The following is a 21,706-nucleotide window of genomic DNA, read 5'->3' on the forward strand; positions in this document are numbered from 1 at the left end:
CGGTTAGAGGTTTAGTTTTATCCCGTTTTTTTTTATTCTATAGTTATATGTTTATCATCAATTTTATAATTCATATTATTAGTGTTTTTTATAATTTCCAGTATGTATTCTATAGATTGTTGTTTACTGATAATCCCAGTAAATCCAACACTTCTCATGTCTTCATTAGTGATTGCAACATCAACATCATACCATCTTGCCAACACCTTCATAATATCTTCTAAAGATTTATTTGTAAAGCTAAACTCACCAATACGCCAAGAGATAAAGTCTTCGACCTCTACTGTAGAAATTTCAAAATCATTTTTAGCTTGAGATAGTTTTGATTGTTGTTTTGGTTCTAATATTCTTTTATTTATATTATTACTAACACAAACACTGCCTTCTATCAAAGTGGTAATAATTTCAGTTTCGTCCCTGTAAGCTTTTACATTAAACATGGTTCCCAATACTTTTATACTTTGCTCATTGGTTTTTAAATGAAAAGCATCTCCACCATGATTAGTGCTTTTTGATACATCAAAATAAGCCTCCCCATAAACCAACTCTATTTCCCTCGGTTTTCCTTTTATAAAATTTACGGGATATTTTAGTTTAGAATCTGAATTTAACCAGACTTTAGTGCCATCTGATAATTCTACAAAAAACTGTCCTCCTCTTGGAATTGTTAAATAGTTATAGACAAGCTCTTCTTCTTGTTTTTCTGGTTTATTATAAACTACAGATTTACCATTACTTTTTAGCTTATCAGATTCGTAGATGGTTTCTTTATCTAGAACAATATTACTTCCATCTTCTAAAGTTAAAGTTGCTTTATCGGATCCGATTTGAATGGTATTACTGGTTTGCACAGCATAAACCTCTACTCTAGATTGAGATTTATATATAGAACCAATAGCCACAAATGCAACTAATGACGCAGCAACTGCATATTTAAAAATAGCTTTCTTATAAAATGGAATAACTTTAACCGGACTCTTTTCTTGGATAGATTCCAGAATATTAATAAGCATTTTGTTTTTTATCTTACTTTCTGGCCCCAACTCTTCAACCCATTCGTGGGTCTCTTGAAAACTTTCATAATAGTTTACAAGTTTTTTAACTTCTTCAATCGTAATTTTTCCATCAAGATATTTTTCAATTAAGGTTTGAAAATCTTGATTTTTATTTTGATTGTTTTTCATAAAATCTATAAATACGTTAAGTGTATATTAAGTAAGTGTCAAAATTGACTACTATCCCCCAAAAGAAAATCAATTATTTTTCATTTTCCATGAAAATAATATTACAAAAACACAAAAACACGTCATTTAAGCCAACGAATAAGCCTAAACAGTAAATAAAACGCAATGTTATTTTATTATAAAAAAGAAATGGAAATTTATAAATTCAGAAAAAGGGTAACAAATAAAACCTGTCCTAATGAAGTACGAAGTACGCGAAGTGCGTTTGTAATATGATTCTCTACCGTTTTAACAGTAATACCTAATTGTTCTGCTATTTCTTTGTGGCTTAACTGTTCTTGTCGACTAAGTTTATAGACTTTTTTACACTTTTCCGGTAAACTTTCAACAACAAGTTTAACAAAGTTTTTAAGCTCCTTATGCATCATTTTAGTTTCTGGAGTGGTGTATTGTAACCGTTCATTCAGGTCATCAAACAGCTCAACTCGCATCATTTTATTAGTTCTAAATTCAGCAAAAACTTTATATCTAACACATGCATAAAGATAACTTTGCAGAGATACTTTTATTTCAAGATCTTTACGTTTATTCCAAAGATCAATAAATACATCTTGAATAATTTCTTCGCAAACCTCTTTATTTTTTAATAAATTATAAGAAGAAATATAAAGTACTTTCCAATAGCTATTATAAAGTATAGTTAAGGCCTTCTTGTCGTCCACCTTTAATTTTCGTATTATTTCGCTATCGGAGTTACACATAATTTACGTGAAAATTATGAAAAAGAATATTCATTAATTTTACCAAAAAAAAAAGTTAAATTTCCACTAATGTATGTTAAATTTATTTATAACAATAAATCTAGTTTGAAAATAAAAATTTAGAAGCAGTACTTTTTTATATTAATAAATTGAAAGGTTTATTTTACTAATTCGAATAAAAAACAGACTTAATTTTATTTATATAATAAATTTGATTGAAAACTTGAACAGAATAATAAGAACAAAAAAAAACAGATACTTTTTTTCAACATATTAAGCATTAGTGAAACCCCATTTTTTTTAGCAATAGGTTCTTTCAGGTTTTCTTTTAACCTATACCAATATTATAAAAAAATAATTAAATAGTTCCTCTTTCTCTTGAACCAAGTAAAAGATTAATCAATAAAAATTAGAAATCAATAACCATATCAAGCGCCTCATCAGCATCTTTTCTCATAAAATTAGCTTGATAAAGCATAGTTGTTGTAACCGAAGAATGCCTATATAGTTTTTGAAGCATTTGAATAGGAATTTTATCTCCAGAAATATTTCCAAAACTATGGCGAGCAATATGCATGGACATTTTTTTATCTATACCTGCTTGCAAGGCAACAAGCTCTAACCTCCTGTTAAAGTTTCTTGTAGCTGTTTTTATTCTTGTTCTTACGCGTTTCTTATCATTTAAATTAATCCCTTCTAACTCCTTAAACAGATAAACAGAATCTTCTTCTCTTTCTAATTTACCGAGAATTTTAGTAACTTTATCAGGGATCTTCAATGACACTAATTTGTTGTTCTTAGCCATACGGTAATGTAATCGCTCGTCAAAAAAATCTGCCCACTTTAATTGTAATACATCACTTATCCGAATTCCTGCAAAATAAAAACTAAGTAACCATGCATATAAAGCGTACTCTTGAGCTTTTGTTAAACCTTTTAAATTCTCTAAAGTTTTTATTTCTTCTCTATTTAATCCTACCTTTATTGTTTCGGGAAACTTAATTTGAAATTTCCCTTTTCCAAAAGGGTATAACTCTTTTTTGGTGATGTTTTGACTAATAGCTAAATTATAAATAGTTCGAAGCGTAATCATATAATTAGCCACAGTTCGTGCAACCAAATTTCTTTTACTTAACAGAAAATGTTCAAATTGTTTTAGGAGTTCAACATTCAAATCTTTAAAATGAAGTTGATCGTTTTTTATAAATTCTCTAAACACTGCTATACGACCAATTTCAATATCCAATTGATGAAACTGCTTTCGGTTTCTTATGTTTACCAAGTAACTCTCGGCTACTTTAAAAAAATCGTTATCATATTTCGATACAATCTGATTCTTTATCTTTTTTGAAGATAAATCCTGCGCTTCAATCTCTGCATTAATCAAACTTTTGTTGGCTAAAGATAGTTTTGATAGTATCAGCTGATTGATTTCTAAATGATCTGGATGTGATTTTCTTACCCTTCGATTTTTGGTATCCCACTGCTTCAACTTTATAGCTTGTCCAATATAAATATATGATGGCTTCCGATCCTTTATAATTCTAATCGATATAGGATGTAGATTTTTTGAATTTGGTCGTTTAACTAAAAAAGGTGTTACTGATGCCATAAGTATTGATTTTTAATAAAGATAAAACTCTGTGTATTTATACACTGCTAAAACATAGCTAAAACATTCTTTGATATTAATTGATTTCATTTTATACTAAATAAAATCTAAAGCTTCATTTTTAATGAATTTTAAAGGTATTCATATTGATTTGACATAGTACGCTCTAAATTCATAACTCGGAGGTCATGGGATCGTGCCCCATTCTCGCTACAACATTTAATCGATTCAAAACAAACGGTTTAGTTCACTCTAAACCGTTTTTTTATGCTTAATATAAACGAATTCATTACATTTGAACACGAAAATGAACACGATTTAGAATACGATTTGGCACATAAAAAGATTTTTTCAACTCCTAAAATCCACACCGCTAACGGAGATTTATCAAAACGTTGGTACGTCTATTTTTCTTTTAGAGATCCTAAAACAGGGAAGCTCAAGCGAATGAAAAATATTTATGGTTCTGCCAACTCTCACAAAAACAAAGAAGATAGGCTTGCACTTTTATCTCGATACCGTAGAAGACTTTTAAAATTACTTAAAGAAGGCTACAATCCATTTCTTGATAATACAGAATTTCATAAAAATAAACTTGCTAAAAAAAGTGAAGTTCCTGCTCCCGTAGAACAAGCTAAAACTATTCCTGTTGAACAACCTATTCCTACGGAAGTGAAAGTTGAAGCTCCAAAACAAGAACAAAAAGAAAAAGAAGAAGTTAAAATGACTATTCGTGAGGCTTTTGATTTTAGTTTGGAACTCAAGGCTAAAGTAATTAATGAAAGGTCTCTAAAGGATTACCAATATTCTACCAATGCTGTTGTAAAATGGGTAAAAGAGAATAAACCGAAAATTAAAACCATAGATCAATTCACTAAAAAAGTAGCTCTAGAGTTTTTAAATTCTGTGTTATTGAAATCTAGTGCTAGAAATAGAAACAATTATCGTCTTAATTTAAGTAGCTTGATGCAAACTTTGGAGGACAATGAGATTATTGCTTCTAACCCAATGCGGAAAATATCTGTTCTTAAAAGTATTCCGAAAAGGAATCAAACTTATAGCGCTAATGAACAAGAAGACATATTTAAATACCTAGAAAAGGAAGACCCCATATTGCTTCTGTACATTAAATTCATTTCTTATAATCTACTAAGACCAATAGAAGTGTGTAGATTGAAAATAAAAGATTTTGACTTAAAGAATAACACCATTAAGTTTAAAGCCAAGAACAGCCCTTTAAAAACGAAAATCATTCCTAAGATAATTTTAAAAGAACTTCCAGATTTATCTAAACTGAATCCAGAAAACTTTTTATTCACGCCAATAAAACTTGGTGGTGCTTGGGATGCCACAGAAAATAACAGACGCGATTACTTTTCTAAACGATTTAAAACCGTAGTAAAGGAAAAGTTTAACTTAGATAATAACCACGGGCTTTATAGCTTTAGACATACATTTATAACTAAATTATACCGTGCTTTAGCGCAAAGCACATCGCCTCATGCTGCTAAAAGTGAATTAATGTCCATCACAGGGCACTCTTCAATGCAGGCTCTTGAAAAATACTTAAGAAATATTGATGCTGAATTACCAAATGATTATTCCGATTTACTATAAATAGATATGGATATTTTTACAACGATAAAAGATAATTTACTTCGGCACTATATTATATATGTGCCAACCATTCTTTTTTCTAAACTTAAAGGAAGTATTTACGAAGGTGTTTTACCTGAAGATGCTGCTAATACTTTATTCTATCTATTCAATCCAAAAGAAATAATTGCGGACGTTAATGCGTTTTCAATAGTTGCACTTTTAGAAAAATCGGATATACTGGAAAGTAATCTGTTTAAATTATTTGAAGCTAAAAAGACTATAGATGAAGAACATTTTAGAGTATTACTGGATAAATACAAAGAGCACGTAGAAGGCCATGCATTTATGACGCGGTGGATGTATGTTAATATAGATAAAACTTTTGCGAACTTAGACGTTGGCATTATCAATATGTTTAAATTCCAAGCGGAACAATTTCAAAAACATAGTGAAGAATTAAACAATCATTTTAAAATTCAACCAAATAAGGTTCCAAATGAAACTATAGCGCTTTTAGAACAATTAAAGGCAACCTATGCTAGTACTGAATTAAAAATCACTCCTCCTGCACCTATAAAACCTCTACCCGTTAGCGAAAAAACTAAACCTACAAAAAAGCAAAAGCTAAAAATTGATGATGATGAGATTGATAGGTTTTTATTAAGCTCGGTTTTCAACGTTAATCTCTAACTTTTTAAAATTTTTGACTACAAAATTAGTCTAAAAACTACAAAAAATATTAATTTAGCGTCAAACGTGCGTTCATTTGACGCTAAATTAAAGATATGGAATTTTATACTTGTCAATATTGCTATAAAGAATTTGACCCAAAACGTCGTCGTGTTCAGAAATATTGTAGCAATTCTTGTCGTTCGAAAGCACATCATGCTAGAAAGAAAACAGAAACTAAACTTTCTATAATTTCTGATTCCGAAACTAAAACTAACGTTCCAACTGTACCAACTCCTTCTGCAAAAAACAAAGTGGATTCTATGAGTTTGGCTGGCACAGGAAATGCAGCTGCAGGTAGTTTGCTAGCCGATACAATAAAATCTGTTTTTACACCTTTAGATAATAAACCTGCTACTAAAGGTGATTTGGAAAACCTGAAAAAACAGATTGTAAATCGTTACCATAAAATAACTAATCTCCAACAACGGAATGATGGTGCTCTACCCTATTTTGATATGGATACTAGTGAGGTTGTTTATTTGCTTTAGTGTTGGGGTAGGTTACTAATTTTATTAGTTAGAAAGCTTTCTATATTTTTCAATGATACCAGATATAACTTCATAGTATTTTTTGTCCTTATTCCTATCAGTATTATTATCACTCCAATCAAAGTTATCGTCTCGATAAACTAGTAACTCTCGATAAGGGTCATTCCAATAATACTTAAATCCATCAAACTCATACATATCATAAGGCCAATTATTGTACAATGATAATAATTCATCTTTTTTTAAATTAAATTTGAAAGTTATCCTCTTTTTTTCAAAACAGATATCTACACCATTATAGAAATTATCACATTTTGCAAACCAATCATCCCGCCTTCTTTCAAAAGGCTTAAACTTTTTATTTATAAAAGATTTATTCAATCTATCACATAAATTTCTAACCAAATCCTCTTCGGTTCTAAAGCTATTAATCTCAGTAGAACTATCTTTAGCCTTATTATAGTTAAATTTGAATTTATGAGATTCTGTTTTAACTTCCCTTTGGATCTCTGGTTTAATATCTTTTTTTATTTCTGTCTTATGCCCTCGGACTGGTCGCTTATAATCCGTTGAGTTTAAATCAATTTCTTCTGGAAAATCACTAAGCTTTTTCGTTGTTGTTTTCTTATTAAGACTAAAACTATAAAAACGTTGAGTTTCATCCAATAAAACCTCTGATTTCACGTAAGTTTTATTTAATGTTACTAGAAATTTATTACTCGTAAAAACAGGTCGTTTAATAAATACAGGTGAGTTTTCGTTTGCTATCTCCATACAGCTATTAAAAGCATCATTTTCAATATTATTGCTTCCTCTAAAATTGAATATGTCTGATTTGGAATGCTCGGTTAAAACTCCAAATTCAATATTTTCATTTGTAAAAGAATAATCATAGAGGTTTATTGAAGTAATCACACCTTTTTTTTCATTAGCATAATACTTAGCGTGTAATTTAGGCGCATGGATTATACTTATATTCGAAAATTGTTTAAAAAACTCAAAATCTTGTTTACTTAAACTTTTACTTACTTTATTTTCATTCTTACCAAATATTACAAGTATTTTAAGAAAATCAAATCGCTTAGGATTGCTAAATAATTTTTTAAAATGTTCATCTAATTTAATAAATGGCGAAACTATTAAAAGGGTCTCTTTGGCTTCCCATATTATATCATCAATTTCACTTTCTAGGGCTTTACCCGTTAAAAACGTACTCATACTAGGTTAATATTTTATATTTATTTGGGTTTTATTTTTTAAGCTGTCATTCCATTTACAAAAACTTGAACAAACTCTTTCATTTTGTCCAGTATACGCGCTCCTATTTCTCTTGCTTTTAAAATGCTTGGTCTACTGTCTAAACATTTAAAAACCTCATCACGTAATGGTTCTCTTCCATTATAGGTATAACTTTCAATAAGTGCTTTAAATTGGGCTTTATCTAAGTTTTCTTCTTCGCATAATTTAGCAAGTGCTAACACCTTTTCTTCATGCCAAAAACGTTCAAATTCATCTTGAATCGCATCGACATCGCTAATATGTGGTAAGTTTTCTTCAATAAATTTTTCTATCAATTCACGTTTACTACGTAACTCTACGTCTCCAGATAACATATCTATAATAGCCTTTTTCTGTGCTTTTGCATCTGCTGTTTTAGATTGTTTCAATTTAGCTAAGAGTTGCAAAATGTAGGCTACATTAATTTCGTCGCGATGAATAAGCTCTAACTCGAAATCAATATCATCTAAAATAGAGGTTTTGTGTTTTTGTCTATTACTTTTAACTTTCTCGTTTAAATCTAGATATTTGCCTTTGTAACTTTCAAAGGTTTGTTCATCTATACCTAAATCTTCCCAATCGAAATCGGTATAAGATTCTAATACATTTTTGGCGCGTAATAAACGTCTAAAAGCTTGAACAAAATTTAACTCATCGTTTTCACTTACCAAATCATCCACATTTTGATAAGTTGGCACTATTTCTAATAAATTCTTTAAAGCATCATCAAATTTTTCCGCTATGGCTTCATAGGGAGGCAAAATTATATCTTCAATTGCATTTTTATTAGAGAACAAAGTAATAGCCTCGTCTGTTGCCTTTTTTAGGTTTCGGAAACACAGTATATTTCCTTGAGATTTCTTCTCTCCTAAAATCCTATTGGTTCTAGAATACGCCTGTATTAACCCATGATGTTTTAGATTTTTATCTACGTAAAGTGTATTTACCTTTTTAGCATCAAAACCTGTAAGCATCATGTTTACAACAATAACAATATCTAATCTATCTTTATCCTGAAACGTTGTTTTTTCACGTTCCTTTAAACGCTTACTTATATCTTTAAAATAGTTTTCAAACTGCTGGCTATCTCGTGTTGAAAAGCTAGTATTATACATTTGGTTATAATCTGTAATATACGTGTCTAGCTTTTCTCTGGTATGACTTGTTTTATAAAGTGCGTTAGGTTCTGCCGCTTGTTGTAATTCGTCTCCAGGAATATAATCTTGTGCATATTCATCGTCTTCATTGGTACCATAAGAGAAAATAGTTGCAATGCGTAAATCATGCTCGCCTGCTTCTTTTTTACGTTTAAAAATATCGTAATATTTAATAAGCGTCTCTATATTACTTACTGCAAATAATGCAGAGAAATCCTTTCTATCTGTTTTAGTATCATGATAGGCAATAATATAATCTGCTATTTTTTCTAAACGTTTTTCATCTTTAAAAACGGCAGCCGTATCAATATCTTCAACTTCAATATCAATAAACGTATTGCTTTTTTGTTTGTATTTACCAATATACTCTATACCAAAACGTAATACATTTTGATCTTTAATAGCGTCTGTAATTACATATTTGTGCATACACTTACCAAACAAATCTTTGGTGGTTCGTTTACCTAAATCGTTTTTAGACGCATTGTCTTTAAAAATTGGTGTTCCTGTAAAACCAAACAGTTGGCTACTTTTAAAGTATTCGGTGATTTTTTTGTGTGTTTCTCCAAATTGGCTTCTATGGCACTCGTCAAAAATAAAAACTACTTTTTTATATTGTAAATGCGTTAAGCTTTTCTCGTAGTTAGCTTTAGAAATAGCATTATTTAATTTTTGAATGGTAGTTAACACCAATTTAGAATCGTCCGTTAACTGTTTAACCAAAGATTGTGTATTGTCTGTAACATCTACACTATCTTTCTTAAAGCTATTAAACTCTAACATGGTTTGGTAATCTAAATCTTTTCTATCTACTACAAATACCACTTTGTGTACGTTTGGCAAATCCATAATAATCTGGCTTGCTTTAAACGATGTTAAGGTTTTACCAGAACCTGTAGTGTGCCAAATGTAACCATTATCATTACTTGTAGATACTTGATTCACTAAATGCTCTGTTGCATAAAACTGATATGGTCGTAAAACCATTAATATTTTATGCGTTTCGTTATGTACCACATATTGCGCAATTATTTTACCCAAATGGTTTGGGGCTAAAAATGAATTGGCAAAATCAATTAATTCGGTTATGTTTTTATTATTTACATCTGCCCAAAAGAAGGTTTGCTTAACAGACTGCAACTTATTATTGGCTAAATATTTGGTGTTTCCACCATTACTAATAACGAACAATTGCACATACTGAAATAACCCATGATTAGACCAAAACGAATGACGTTGATAACGATTAATCTGGTTAAAGGCTTCTTTAATTTCTAAACCACGACGCTTTAACTCTATTTGTACTAATGGCAACCCATTAACTAATAACGTAACATCGTAACGATTTTTGTAAGTCCCTTCTTGAGTAATTTGGTTAGTGACTTGAAATAAATTATTGGTCCAGTCTTCGCTATTAAAAAAGCGTACATAAAAACTGTCTCCATTATCTCTGGTAATATTGAAACGATCGCGTAAGGTTTTGGCTTTTTCAAACACATTACCTTTTGCCAAGTGGTTTAAAATAGTATCAAACTCTTTAGTAGAAAACACCGTTTGATTAAAAGCTTCTAATTGTACTTTTAAATTAGACACTAAAGCGTCTCCATCTGGAATGGTTACGTTTTGGTAGCCTAAACCTAGTAATTGTTTAATTAGGTTGTTTTCTAGTTGTAGTTCCGATTGTTTAGCCACGATATAATTTATTATTTTGTTTCTATTTTTGGAAAATTTCTAAGTGGCTCATCACAAAGTATACAAAGCTCAATGATCCTACCAGCGACCTGTTCTACTAATTTTGCTCGAGTTTTATCATTAAACAAATCAGTTCGTACTTCTATATCTCCAAAATTTGTAACATTATTATAACAAGCCCAATACATATTACTGCTCCATTCTAATTCAGAAAATCCTGCTTTCTTCAGTTTTTTATGAATCAATTCTCTACTAAAACTCTCATTGTAGGCGATAAGTCCATATTTATTTTGAGAGGTATGAATTTTACTATTACCTTGTAATTGCACTTTAAGTCCTTCTATCCACTTTTCATTGTAAATATTTAAGCCACTCCAAGATGTAGTTAAATCGTTACCAACCGAAAAAGACCATATTGATTCTGTTTCGTTTAATTTAGTGATTACCATTTCCCCAATTTCCATTAAATATAGACTTGCATACTCTACCTCTACTGCCTCAATATTATCTGAAATTGTTTTAGCCGACTTATAATTAGCCTTGATAATATCTTTAATTTCTTTTTCCATTTTATCGTCTGAAAGTTGATTGGTTAGTTTTTTTAGTAGAATAATATATTGTTTAATGCTCTCTCTTAATATAGGTTGATCTGCAGCTTCTTTTAAACATAGCTCTAACCATTCTATTATTGTTTTGCGGTATGAGATACAGTGATAATCTTCATTTATAGCTAAATCATCTTTACTCCAATCTGATGGTTCTTCTCCTGTTAAAGTAAGATAATAAACTGTGTTATTTTCCTTATTATGGTTAGAATACCTTTTTATCTGAAGATTCTGGTCTGTAGCATAAATTTTGTTTTCTATACAAATAGTTTTATTTGTGGCATCTTTTATATAAATATCCACACGACCACCAGTTTTGGCTTTGTCGTCAATAAAACCCAATGAGTACTCTAATACTACTTCGGCAGAACTCAACTCTAACCCCTCAAAACCAAGTTGTTGCAAAAACAATCCAAGAAAGACACTTTTAAAATTATGCGAGCCTTTAGGGTTTAGCAACTCACCCAAAAACGCAGAGTGTGTTCCATTTTCTTTACTCTCCATTTTTAAAATAGAAAACACATTAAAATTTTCGCCTTTAAGATTTTTAATCTCTTCTTGATCTTTTAATGTGCGTTTTACATCTCGTAATAAATTTTTAGAGGTGTATAATATGTCTTCTTTGTTTAGACTCATTGTTTATCTGTTCTAGTTCGTCTTATTAAAATTGTCTAACTCAAATTTAGTTAAAGCATCACCATCTGTAATGGTTACGTTTTGGTAGCCTAAACCTACTAATTGTTTAATTAGACTGTTTTCTAGTTGTAATTCGGATTGTTTAGTCATTCAAAAAATTAAGTTTATAATTATTTTCAATCTCAGTAACTTCGTTTTCTTTTAATTCAGCAAACTCTTTGTTTAATGCTCGTTTTGAAAACACACCGTTATTCTGTTCTAAAAACCGAATTAAAGTAGCCACCATTTTATCTGGCATTTCAAATTCATTATCTAGATATCTTTTAAAAGCATCATAATTTTGCAGATAGTTTACTTCTTCTGGAATTACACGCTTTAACGTATCATCAACACAATCGTATAAAAATTCGGCTTGTTTGGTTGCATCAAAATAACGATAGAAGTCTATTGTATTGTTTAAAACTATCACATTATGGTCTTCCGTTTCTTTCCAGGAAATAAAATCTAATAGTGGATGCGAATAACTTTCAAGCGTCTTCCTGTAGTCATCAATATGGTCTAAAATGGATGCTGAAACCGGAAAAATAACACCTTGTTTCGTGAATTCCTTTTTAGCCAATATATGGTGTATAAGGTATCTGTGCAAACGACCATTCCCATCAACAAATGGATGTATAAACACAAACCCAAATGCTATGGATACTGATGCCAATACAGCATCATAAGCTACATCTTGCATTAACACATTGGCGCTAACCAATCCATTTAATAACGATGCTAAATCTTCATGTTTTGCTGAGATGTGTTCTGGTAGTGGTACGCCTGTGCTTCTATCATGTTCTCCAACAAATCCACCTTCATCTCTTAAACCAAGCTTTACAAATCTGGCATTTTCAATAACTATTTGCTGTAAACGCTCCAATTCTTCTATACTTAATGGTTTGTTACCAGCTTGTCCAATGGCTTTTCCCCAACGCATAGCGCGATTGGTTCCTGGATTTTCATTCTCAATAGTAAACGATGCTTTTGAATCTTTTAAAAGTAAAAAGGAAGAGGCGCGTTGTAACACATCTTTGTGGATACTGTTTAAATACGTGTTTTTCTGCTCTGATAATTTGGCGTTAATATAGTTATCTAGTTTATCCGTTTTAAATATTAATGGGCAAAATTCGTGTGTACCAGGAAGATTATTTACTATTTTTTGTCTTGCTACCTCGCTACCTTTAATGGCATATTGTAAATTTTGGTCTATTAATGGAATGTATTTACGTTTTTTTAAATCTACATTAATCTCTATCTGTTTTTGCATTAACCACTCATACAGAAACCATATTTTGCGACTATATTGACCGTTAGGTTCAATATGTAATAACTCTATAAGTTCATTTATGTTAACGTTATTAAAATAAGCTTTGAAGAATAATAAATTAATACCCTCATATTTTATAGCAAAGACTAATTGTTTGTAAAGCGTTTCTTCTGGCTGATAAGTTGGTGAGTAAACAGACCAACCGTCTGATTGGTATTTTTTTGACTTTTGTGCAATAAGTGATAGCGTATGAGGTAATGGTATTGGTAGTTTTAAACGTTCTATCAATGCACCATAACCCACTAAAACGCCTTCTTCTGGTGTTTGTCTACCTCGAAAAGTATTTATTTTTAGTGAATACTGTTTATTTTCCATTTGTTTTGTTGTAATCTAATGCTATCAAATATATACAAATAACGTGCGCTAAACAAAAAATACGTGCGCTAAATATGTTATTTAAAAAAATACACGCGCGTTAATTGAAAAAATGAGGCGCAATACATAAAAAACAAGCGCATACTATTTATAATGTAAAATTTTGCGCGCAAACATACTTAGACAAATAGTTACTGAAACAACTCATATTTATCGGTGTTGTGTCGGTGTTGTTCTCTTTTTTACCTAAACAAACATTTGCTGCAACAACCCTTTTTTAAACGCTTGCGTTTTGGTTATTTGCGTTTGTACTGCTTCTATTTTTAAATCTATAGCACTTAAATAATTGGCTATTTTTTTTTGTTCTTTTAATTCAGGAATCATAACTTTCAAATTATTTATTTCACTTGGAGATAAATTTGGAGGATCTGAACCGGCAATGTTATTTTCTATTGACTTAATTAAAAAATCTTGCTGCAATAAAAAGTAAACAAAATCTTTATTATTTTCTGTTACGATTTTACCAACTCTTTGATTTAATAAAGAATTACTAAAAAACTCATTAACTCTTGCTATCTTAAGTTTCCCATTTAAAATTGGACGTGTAAGTGCTAAAATATAATCTCCTTTTTCTAAAATGAATTTCTTATGTTTTTCTAAAAAAGAATATGGTAAAAATGATATACTATCGTTTTTCATTTCTTGAATACCAACATCTGCGATTTTCACCCATAAAACACCTTCACTTGTTGAATCCTTACTCGAAAAGGCATAACCATTAAAAATTTTAAAAACCTCTCCCAACCGCTTCTCTTCCCAATCTGGAAATTCCGTTTCATTTGGTGAGATTACGTCGTCCTGCGTCCTCGCAATGACGTCTGGTTTAAACCGCAGTTGTTGGCTAAACAGTTGTTGCATAACGCCTTTTTTGTATTGGGCTAACCTTTCTTTTTTTGTGGTGAGTTGCTGTAGTTTGGTATCTACTGCTGTTAGGAAATTGGCTATTTTTTGTTGTTCTGGTAATGAAGGTAGTTGAAGTTTTGTCTTAAATAAAATTCCCTGATTAATTACAACTTGTGCAGAGGCTAAACCTGCAATTTTATTTTTCCAAGATTTCTGCACACTATTTGAACCTAATATCAAAGGGACAAAAGCTGGATTAATATTTCCTTTAAGTCTTAATCTGAACATATTATCAGATACCATTAATTTAGTCCATACTTTATTTACATGGACAACAACTCCTACTCTATCTTTTGGACCAACACGAGTAATTAATATATCATCTTTGTTAACTTCGATATCTTTTCGTGCCTCCAATTTTCCGGGAAGCTTTTTGTTCTCATTTGGATTATAACCTTGCCAACTTATAGAAGTAGTTTTTAAAGACCCCCATTCTCCTTTTTTTGCTGGATATGACAAACACTTAGGACTCCAACCACTTCCAATCTTGTCGATTAAGTTTTTAAGAATATGCAAATCCCATTCACCTTCAAACTCATTAAAGCGTAGTTTGGGTTTTAGGCTTTTGGTTTTCTTTGGTGAGATTGCTTCGTCGAGTTTGCTTCGTTCCTCGCAACAGGCACTCGCACTGACAGATTGCTTCCCTGCGTTCGCAATGACGGATTGCTTGAGTTTGCCGCGTATGTCCTCCTCGCACTGACTGGCTGAATTATTTTCGTTTTGTGTTGCCATTATCGGTTTGTTTTTTTTGCGTGAGGGATAGCAGTGGAAATCCTTTTTGAGAGGGACGAACAAAAAGATTGTAGCGTATAGCCCGACCCTTGGGGCACGCCCAAATGGTTTATATGTATGTTGTTAATTGTTATCATGTGGTTGCTTTGTGAGACTGCTTCGTTCCTCGCAGTGACGGCTAAAAGGGGGGTTCTATGTTTAACTGTTTGCAAAAGTCGGCAATAGTAGCATCGGTTTTGGCTATGTCTTGCTCTATGGCTTTTAGGTCTTTGGCTACGGTGGTTAAATCTATAGGTTCTTCTTCCTCAAAGGTATCTACATAACGTGGTATGTTTAGGTTGTAATCGTTGTCTTTAACTTCGGCTAACGTGGCTACGTAACTGTATTTGTCTTTGGTTTCTCGGTTTCGGTAGGTTTCTACAATGGCGGCAATGTGCGCGTCTTGCAGTACGTTTTGCGTTTTTACTTTCTCGAAATGTTGGCTGGCGTCTATAAAAAGTACGGTGTCAGCGTCTGACCGCTTCTTTTTCAATACCAAAATACAGGTTGGTATACTGGTACCATAAAATATATTTGCTGGTAAACCTATTACGGCGTCTAGGTAATTTTTATCTTCTATAAGGAATTTACGTATGTGTCCTTCGGCAGCACCACGGAATAAAACGCCGTGTGGTAGCACGCATGCCATGATACCATTATCGTCTAATTGGTGTACCATGTGTTGCACAAAGGCAAAATCGGCTTTAGATTTTGGTGCTAGTTTACCGTATGCCGAAAAGCGATCGTCGCTCATAAATAATGGGCTTGCGCTCCAGTTTGCCGAAAATGGTGGATTGGCAACTATGGCTTCAAAACGTTTGTCTATATGGTTTGGGCTTGGGTTTACTAAGGTGTCTTCGTTATAAATATCGAAACGTTTGTAGTGTACGTCGTGCATAATCATGTTCATTCTGCACAAGTTATAGGTGGTTGGGTTGCTTTCTTGTCCGAAAAACTCGCCTACTTCTTTTACTTCTTTAGCAACACGTAATAATAACGAACCTGATCCACAAGTTGGATCGTACACGCTTTTTAGTTTGGTTTTATTAGTGGTTACTAATTGCGCTAGTATTTTAGAAACTTGTTGTGGTGTGTAAAACTCACCTGCTTTTTTTCCTGCGCCAGAAGCAAATTGTCCAATTAAATACTCGTAAGCATCTCCAAGAATATCACTATCTGTGTTTTCTAAATCGAAATCGATACCTTCTAAATGGATTAGCACTTTTACTATCAGTTCGTTTTTGGCGTCTTCGGTTTTACCTAGTTTACTACTTGTTAAATCTAGGTCTTCAAACAGGTTACCAAAATCGTCTTCGCTTTCGCTTCCCATAGTACTTTGCTCTATGTTGGTTAGCACGTTTGCTAAATCGCCAAGAATAAAGTTGTTTTTGTTACCAGAGTTACCACGTTTAGCCAACTCGCTAAATAGCTCACTTGGTTTTAAAAAGTAACCTAGTTTATCTAAAGCTTCAAATTTAATGGCGTCTAGCAAAGCTTCAGCTTCTGGATGTGCCTCTACTGTATCGTAATCTAAGCCATCTGGTTTTAAAATAACGTTAGCGTAAAGTTCCATTTTTCGACTTAAATATTTATAAAAAATAAAGCCTAATATATAATCTCTAAAATCGTCTGCATCCATATTACCTCGAAGGTCGTTGGCAATATTCCACAGGGTTTGTTTTAGTACTTGTTGTTTTTGTTCTTCAGACATTAATAATGTTTGTTTTTGTATTGAAACACTTAAAATTCTAGTAAAACAATAACGTTTTTAAGACTAGAAAAAAGTAATTAAAAGTATGCGTTTAAATATAGCAACTTTATTAATTATAGCAACTGATTAGGTTTAAAAATAATTGTTTTTCTTACACTTAAACGGGTTTGGTATTATCTGTAATTTTTAACTGATAACTATAACATTAAGCCGTTAAACGTACTGCTTTATTAAGCTCTAAATCAATAAGCTCTCAAACTTAGATATTTTGTAGGAGGAAACTTTACGGAAAACCGTAAAAGAGGAAAATAAACACTCAAATTTTAAACAAAAAAAAGTAAAAAGACCTTAGATATTATCTTCTCAATGATTTTAGATTTCCATGAAAAAGAATTGTTAGCGTTTGCAAAAGACAACTAATTTAGTCAGTTATTGATTTACATTTTGTTCTAAAATCTGCTCTTTATCAAGATTAAATGAACTTTTTTTTACCTTTAAAATAACAGGATAGATTATACCAATAACAAATAAAACTAAACTTAAAAATAATAAGTTAGAAGCTGAAACAAACACTGTATTTGCAGTAAGAATTCCTAAAATCAGTAAAACTGATATGGGTAAGGATAAGGCTAATATCGATATTGCAAAATTCGCATTAAAGGTTTTATCCTGCTTTGCACGATTTTTTTCTTTAAAATCAATACAAGAAATGTGTGCATAAGGCCAAAAACTACAGGCGCTTAAAGAAAAAGCGATCATAACTAATATATCATTCTTTACAACCAAATTAAAGGTATAAACAGCAACAGAAATAAGCAAAAGTGTAAATGCTGCTCTAAGAATTAACAATGAAAATATTTCGAAAAATTGCTTCTTTTTCAATTTTACAGCTAAGCCAATAAAAATTAAAACTAGCGGCGTCATTATAGCACTTAGTCGAGTTAAAGTACTGCCCAAAAAGTTAGGAAGCCTATCTAAAGAGATATTAAATGAAACCAATATAAGTGCTGCGAAAATAAAAAGATTAACAGGCTCGTAAAGTAAAGTGAGTAAAAGCGATTTCAACCTCGATTTTAAAGGCATTTTTTGTGTATCTGCCTTTTTATAATGCCACTTTACAGCCAATAAATATAACAGAAATAGAACAAAGAATTTGTTTCCTAAATCGGCCATGGCTGCATTTGCTAAAGCGCCATCTCCTAGAAATTCTAAAATAAAAGGAAAACAAGATAGTCCTGGAGCCAAAGAAGGAATTAAAAGTTTAGCACTTCTGCCAGATGGTGAGTTTTCATCTATTCCTACAATAAGCAGTAACATAGGAGATATAGCCAACAGTAATAAATTTAGACCAAGTGCTAATGCTGGAAAAAGAATGAGGTTACTATCTATTTTTATTTTTAAGAGGGCTATAAATATAGTTGCAGGTAAAACTATGGAAAGAATTAAACTTTTCAATCCATTGGTTTCATCGCCTGCCGATATTTTCTTTCTTAACAACAGCCCTATAACTACAAAAAGAAGAAACGAAATAGGTTTATCTAAAACATTCTCCATCTATTAGGCAAAGATTTCGCTAATAGCATTAGTAAAAGCTTTCATTTCATCTAGAGTGCCAATACTTACTCTACACCAGTTTTTATCCCAAAACTTAAAGGCCCTTACAGCAACATTTTTACCATAAATTTTTTCTAAGAATTTTTCGCCATCCATTGGGATTTCAAAAATGATGAAGTTAGTTTCAGAAGGCAAACAAGAGAAGTTATTAGATTTTAAATACGTCATGGTATAATCTCTAGCTTCCGTAATTTTTGCTTTACAATCTATTAAAAAGGCATCATTATCTAGACTTGTTGAAGCTGCAGCAATTGTTGGCCCTGTAATACCCATTCCGCCACGAGTAATTTCACTAATTCGTTCTAAAGTTTCTTTTTTACCTATTACATAACCAATACGTAAACCAGCCATACCATGAATTTTAGAAAATGTACGAGCAACAATGACGTTTTCACCTTCTGCTACCAAGGAATTCATAGAATCTTTTAACCCATTTTTGGAAAGCTCGATATAAGCTTCATCAACAAAAACAGGTGCTTTTTTTGAGACTCTTCGGCAAAATTCCTTTAATTTCTTTGCATCGGTAATTGAACCTGTTGGATTGTTTGGATTACAGATATAAACAAGTTTTGTATTCTCATCTACTCCTGCTTCCATAGCATCTAAATCGTGTTGAGAATCTTCTAATAATTTGTATGACTTCCACTCGCCTCCTACCGACTTTGCAACCACAATAAGCGACATATAACTTGGATCGGCACTGACCACATTACCTCCTTCACTAAAAAATACCATACCCACTTTTTCTAACAAATCTGAAGAACCAGGTCCCATTAAAATTTGATCGGGAGTTACGCCTTCATTCTTTACTATTTTCGCTTCTAGCTCTTTTAAGCTTTTCCATGCATATCTATTTGCTTTAAATACTTCATCCTGAAATGCCTTAGCTGCTTCTGGAGGTGGACCATAAGGATTCTCATTAGCTCTTAAAATCACTAATGAATCTTCAACTTCATTTAGTATAGGTGGAGTAAATTCATTAAAAGTATTCTTATAATTATATAAAAAAGGACTGTTACTTTTTTGAGCCTCTGTAACATTAGCACTCCAAATATCATTAGGCATTAATGCTAAAGTAAATAAAGAAAGTCCTCCTTTTTTTAACAAATCTCTTCTACTAAATTCAGTTGATTTCATAGTTTTATTTTATAAAAAGTTGAGATCAGAAGTTAATAAACTTGAATAAAACGAAAGGAGTGAAAAACATAAAAAGCACTACCCCTTTTTTTGTATTACGAAAAAATTGAGGCGTTTTTTTATGGGGTTGACAAAAAAAGCGATTTAAAGGCGATTTTTTAAAAATTGAAAATTCTAAATAATATGTTTTGGCTTATATTTTTTAATAATCTGTAATAGAAATCAACCTAAATAAAACAATTAGCAATCAATTAAACATTAAGTAGTATAAATTTGAATTTATTGATATTGAGTTGAGAAATATAAAATCACTGCAATAATATCGAATTTTAGCAGATTTATAATTATTAACAATCTATTCAAAACATTGATTAATTGGTGTATTATTTCTCGATCAAACTTTTATTAACGCAAATCACGCCAAAAAAAGCCGCAAAAAATGGAATTAAATTGTACAACAAAATAAGATTACATCTATCTTTATACTATAAAACCCCAACAAAATGAATTTACCTAAACTCTCTTTCCTTTTCCTTTTAATAATAATGCCAAGTTACAACTTGAAAGCTACTAACTACTATGTCTCAAATTCTGGCCTAAACTCAAATACAGGATTAAGCCAAAATGATGCTTTCTTAACGATTCAACATGCTGCAGATCTTGTTATTGCAGGAGATACCGTTTTTGTAGAAAATGGAATTTACGTAGGTTTTGACTTAAGAAATGTAAATGGCACAGCAGCAAATCCTATAATTTTTATGGGAACTGGAAATAATGTGTTAATTAATCAAAGTGGTGCAATAAGAAACGATGGTATTAACATTGAGAATGCTAACTATATAATAATCGATAGCTTTATTGTTAACGATATGCTAGGAAATGGTAATGGAATACGAGTGGTGGTTTCTAATAATTGTATTGTTAGAAATTGTGCTTGCGACAATAATGCAGAACGAGGAATTTTTACAGCATTTACAGATGATATTCTAATTGAATACAATGTTTGCACTAACTCAATCGATGAACACGGAATTTATGTCTCTAATAGTTCAGACAGACCTATAGTTAGATATAATGAGTGCTATGGTAATAATAATGTTGGAATCCATTTAAACGGAGATTCATCTGCAGGAGGAGATGGAATAATTAGTGATGCCTTAATCTACGGTAACAATATTCATGATAACAATGGAGCTGCTGGAATAAATATGGATGGACTACAAAATCCTACAGTTTATAATAACCTTATATATAATAATCATTCCGCTCAGGGAATTTCACTTTTCCAACAAGATGGAGCCATTGTAACTAATGGAGCCAAAATATATAATAATACCATTATTGTTCCTTCTGATGGTAGATGGGGAATACTACTTCAAAACGGAGCTAATATTAATACTGAAATCTATAATAACATCATCATTAATCAACACGCTTGGAGAGGCTGTATTGCTATAAATGATACTGCCATGTTTACAAGCGATAACAATATATTAAACGACAAAATGAGTAATAATGGAGACGGTTCTACTATTAGTTTAGCAGCATGGCAAGCATTAGGGTTTGACACAAACTCTCTATTGGCTAGCTCCATAAATTCCATATTTGTTAACCCAACATTAAATGATTTTAATTTGGCAACAGATTCTCAAGCTATTGATACAGGCACCAACCTTGTAAGCACAATAGTTGCGTACGATATAAATGAAAACACAAGACCTACAGGAATAAATTATGATATAGGAGCTTATGAATTTGACAGTACTCTTTCTACAGATAACAATTCACCTATATTCCAAGGTATTGCCGTTTATCCTAATCCAACTAGTGGCATAATAAACACGAAAATTAAAAACTTAAATAATATTATTTTATATGATATAACAGGTCGTTTTATTAAAATGATTGAACCAAAATCATTAATTGATTTAACTGAATTACCAAATGGCATTTATCTATTAAAACTTATATCAAATGAAAGAGAATTTATAACAAAAGTTATAAAGGAGTAATACATTGGTTAACTGTACTTACCTTAGTATATAAAAAAGGGCTATTAAAAAATAGCCCTTACTCCTTTAC

The 21,706-nt window shown here is 31.4% G+C and carries 16 protein-coding genes; 4 read left to right on the top strand and 12 right to left on the bottom strand.

The annotated features are described in order from the left end of the window. Positions 1-32: 32 nt before the first annotated feature. The 3 genes from V6246_RS04890 to V6246_RS04900 form a co-directional block, all read right to left on the bottom strand. A complete protein-coding gene (locus V6246_RS04890) occupies positions 33-1,184 on the bottom strand; it encodes a FecR family protein (RefSeq protein WP_341559292.1) in 1,152 nt (383 codons plus the stop codon). A gap of 197 nt (positions 1,185-1,381) precedes the next feature. Then, positions 1,382-1,945: an RNA polymerase sigma-70 factor gene (locus V6246_RS04895; RefSeq protein ID WP_341559294.1), complete on the bottom strand. Its 564-nt coding sequence runs from the start codon at positions 1,943-1,945 to the stop codon at positions 1,382-1,384. Positions 1,946-2,354: 409 nt separating this feature from the next. Continuing rightward, positions 2,355-3,557 (bottom strand): site-specific integrase, encoded by a 1,203-nt coding sequence (locus V6246_RS04900; RefSeq protein WP_341559296.1) that lies wholly within the window; start codon positions 3,555-3,557, stop codon positions 2,355-2,357. Between the two features lie 267 nt (positions 3,558-3,824). Here V6246_RS04900 and V6246_RS04905 point away from each other — a divergent pair, with 267 nt between their 5' ends. The 3 genes from V6246_RS04905 (at position 3,825) to V6246_RS04915 (ending at position 6,376) form a co-directional block, all read left to right on the top strand. Next, a complete protein-coding gene (locus V6246_RS04905; protein WP_341559298.1) occupies positions 3,825-5,174 on the top strand; it encodes a tyrosine-type recombinase/integrase in 1,350 nt (449 codons plus the stop codon). 6 nt (positions 5,175-5,180) lie between these two features. Continuing rightward, on the top strand, positions 5,181-5,846 hold the full coding sequence (locus V6246_RS04910) for a hypothetical protein (protein WP_341559299.1): 666 nt from the start codon (positions 5,181-5,183) through the stop codon (positions 5,844-5,846). Between the two features lie 95 nt (positions 5,847-5,941). Beyond that, entirely contained in the window at positions 5,942-6,376 is a 435-nt protein-coding gene (locus V6246_RS04915; protein ID WP_341559301.1) for a hypothetical protein, read from the top strand. A gap of 24 nt (positions 6,377-6,400) precedes the next feature. On the opposite strand, the gene V6246_RS04920 is transcribed toward V6246_RS04915, so the two are convergent. The 9 genes from V6246_RS04920 to V6246_RS04960 all read right to left on the bottom strand — a co-directional run bounded on the left by V6246_RS04920 (position 6,401) and on the right by V6246_RS04960 (position 19,624). After that, positions 6,401-7,594, bottom strand: a complete 1,194-nt coding sequence (locus V6246_RS04920) for a phospholipase D family protein (protein ID WP_341559302.1) — start codon at positions 7,592-7,594, stop codon at positions 6,401-6,403. A gap of 38 nt (positions 7,595-7,632) precedes the next feature. Next, entirely contained in the window at positions 7,633-10,503 is a 2,871-nt protein-coding gene (locus V6246_RS04925; RefSeq protein WP_341559304.1) for a type I restriction endonuclease subunit R, read from the bottom strand. Between the two features lie 11 nt (positions 10,504-10,514). Continuing rightward, positions 10,515-11,744, bottom strand: coding sequence for a PDDEXK-like family protein (locus V6246_RS04930; protein ID WP_341559306.1), 1,230 nt, complete (start codon positions 11,742-11,744; stop codon positions 10,515-10,517). Between the two features lie 12 nt (positions 11,745-11,756). Next, a complete protein-coding gene (locus tag V6246_RS04935; protein WP_341559308.1) occupies positions 11,757-11,894 on the bottom strand; it encodes a hypothetical protein in 138 nt (45 codons plus the stop codon). Next, entirely contained in the window at positions 11,887-13,428 is a 1,542-nt protein-coding gene (locus tag V6246_RS04940) for a Fic family protein (RefSeq protein WP_341559310.1), read from the bottom strand. The genes V6246_RS04935 and V6246_RS04940 overlap by 8 nt, the downstream gene beginning before the upstream one ends. Before the next feature lie 246 nt (positions 13,429-13,674). Next, positions 13,675-15,123 (bottom strand): restriction endonuclease subunit S, encoded by a 1,449-nt coding sequence (locus V6246_RS04945; protein WP_341559311.1) that lies wholly within the window; start codon positions 15,121-15,123, stop codon positions 13,675-13,677. Positions 15,124-15,301: 178 nt separating this feature from the next. Further along, positions 15,302-16,873: a type I restriction-modification system subunit M gene (locus V6246_RS04950; protein WP_341559313.1), complete on the bottom strand. Its 1,572-nt coding sequence runs from the start codon at positions 16,871-16,873 to the stop codon at positions 15,302-15,304. Between the two features lie 429 nt (positions 16,874-17,302). Then, positions 17,303-18,427, bottom strand: coding sequence for a permease (locus V6246_RS04955; protein WP_341559315.1), 1,125 nt, complete (start codon positions 18,425-18,427; stop codon positions 17,303-17,305). A gap of 3 nt (positions 18,428-18,430) precedes the next feature. Then, entirely contained in the window at positions 18,431-19,624 is a 1,194-nt protein-coding gene (locus V6246_RS04960; protein WP_341559317.1) for a pyridoxal phosphate-dependent aminotransferase, read from the bottom strand. Between the two features lie 545 nt (positions 19,625-20,169). On the opposite strand from V6246_RS04960, the gene V6246_RS04965 reads away from it, so the two are divergent. Next, a complete protein-coding gene (locus V6246_RS04965) occupies positions 20,170-21,636 on the top strand; it encodes a NosD domain-containing protein (protein WP_341559319.1) in 1,467 nt (488 codons plus the stop codon). Positions 21,637-21,706 lie beyond the last annotated feature (70 nt).

It is taken from the genome of Algibacter sp. TI.3.09 (assembly GCF_038154905.1).
GTDB lineage: Bacteria > Bacteroidota > Bacteroidia > Flavobacteriales > Flavobacteriaceae > Algibacter.

Excerpts from the sequence above, each read along its gene's own strand:
- V6246_RS04955 (WP_341559315.1), bottom strand. The coding sequence starts at position 18,427 with ATGGAGAATGTTTTAGATAAACCTATTTCGTTTCTTCTTTTTGTAGTT.
- V6246_RS04935 (WP_341559308.1), bottom strand. The coding sequence starts at position 11,894 with ATGACTAAACAATCCGAATTACAACTAGAAAACAGTCTAATTAAACAA.
- V6246_RS04945 (WP_341559311.1), bottom strand. The coding sequence starts at position 15,123 with ATGGCAACACAAAACGAAAATAATTCAGCCAGTCAGTGCGAGGAGGAC.
- V6246_RS04915 (WP_341559301.1), top strand. The coding sequence starts at position 5,942 with ATGGAATTTTATACTTGTCAATATTGCTATAAAGAATTTGACCCAAAA.
- V6246_RS04960 (WP_341559317.1), bottom strand. The coding sequence starts at position 19,624 with ATGAAATCAACTGAATTTAGTAGAAGAGATTTGTTAAAAAAAGGAGGA.
- V6246_RS04900 (WP_341559296.1), bottom strand. The coding sequence starts at position 3,557 with ATGGCATCAGTAACACCTTTTTTAGTTAAACGACCAAATTCAAAAAAT.
- V6246_RS04930 (WP_341559306.1), bottom strand. The coding sequence starts at position 11,744 with ATGAGTCTAAACAAAGAAGACATATTATACACCTCTAAAAATTTATTA.
- V6246_RS04920 (WP_341559302.1), bottom strand. The coding sequence starts at position 7,594 with ATGAGTACGTTTTTAACGGGTAAAGCCCTAGAAAGTGAAATTGATGAT.
- V6246_RS04965 (WP_341559319.1), top strand. The coding sequence starts at position 20,170 with ATGCCAAGTTACAACTTGAAAGCTACTAACTACTATGTCTCAAATTCT.
- V6246_RS04940 (WP_341559310.1), bottom strand. The coding sequence starts at position 13,428 with ATGGAAAATAAACAGTATTCACTAAAAATAAATACTTTTCGAGGTAGA.
- V6246_RS04905 (WP_341559298.1), top strand. The coding sequence starts at position 3,825 with ATGCTTAATATAAACGAATTCATTACATTTGAACACGAAAATGAACAC.
- V6246_RS04890 (WP_341559292.1), bottom strand. The coding sequence starts at position 1,184 with ATGAAAAACAATCAAAATAAAAATCAAGATTTTCAAACCTTAATTGAA.
- V6246_RS04950 (WP_341559313.1), bottom strand. The coding sequence starts at position 16,873 with ATGTCTGAAGAACAAAAACAACAAGTACTAAAACAAACCCTGTGGAAT.
- V6246_RS04895 (WP_341559294.1), bottom strand. The coding sequence starts at position 1,945 with ATGTGTAACTCCGATAGCGAAATAATACGAAAATTAAAGGTGGACGAC.
- V6246_RS04910 (WP_341559299.1), top strand. The coding sequence starts at position 5,181 with ATGGATATTTTTACAACGATAAAAGATAATTTACTTCGGCACTATATT.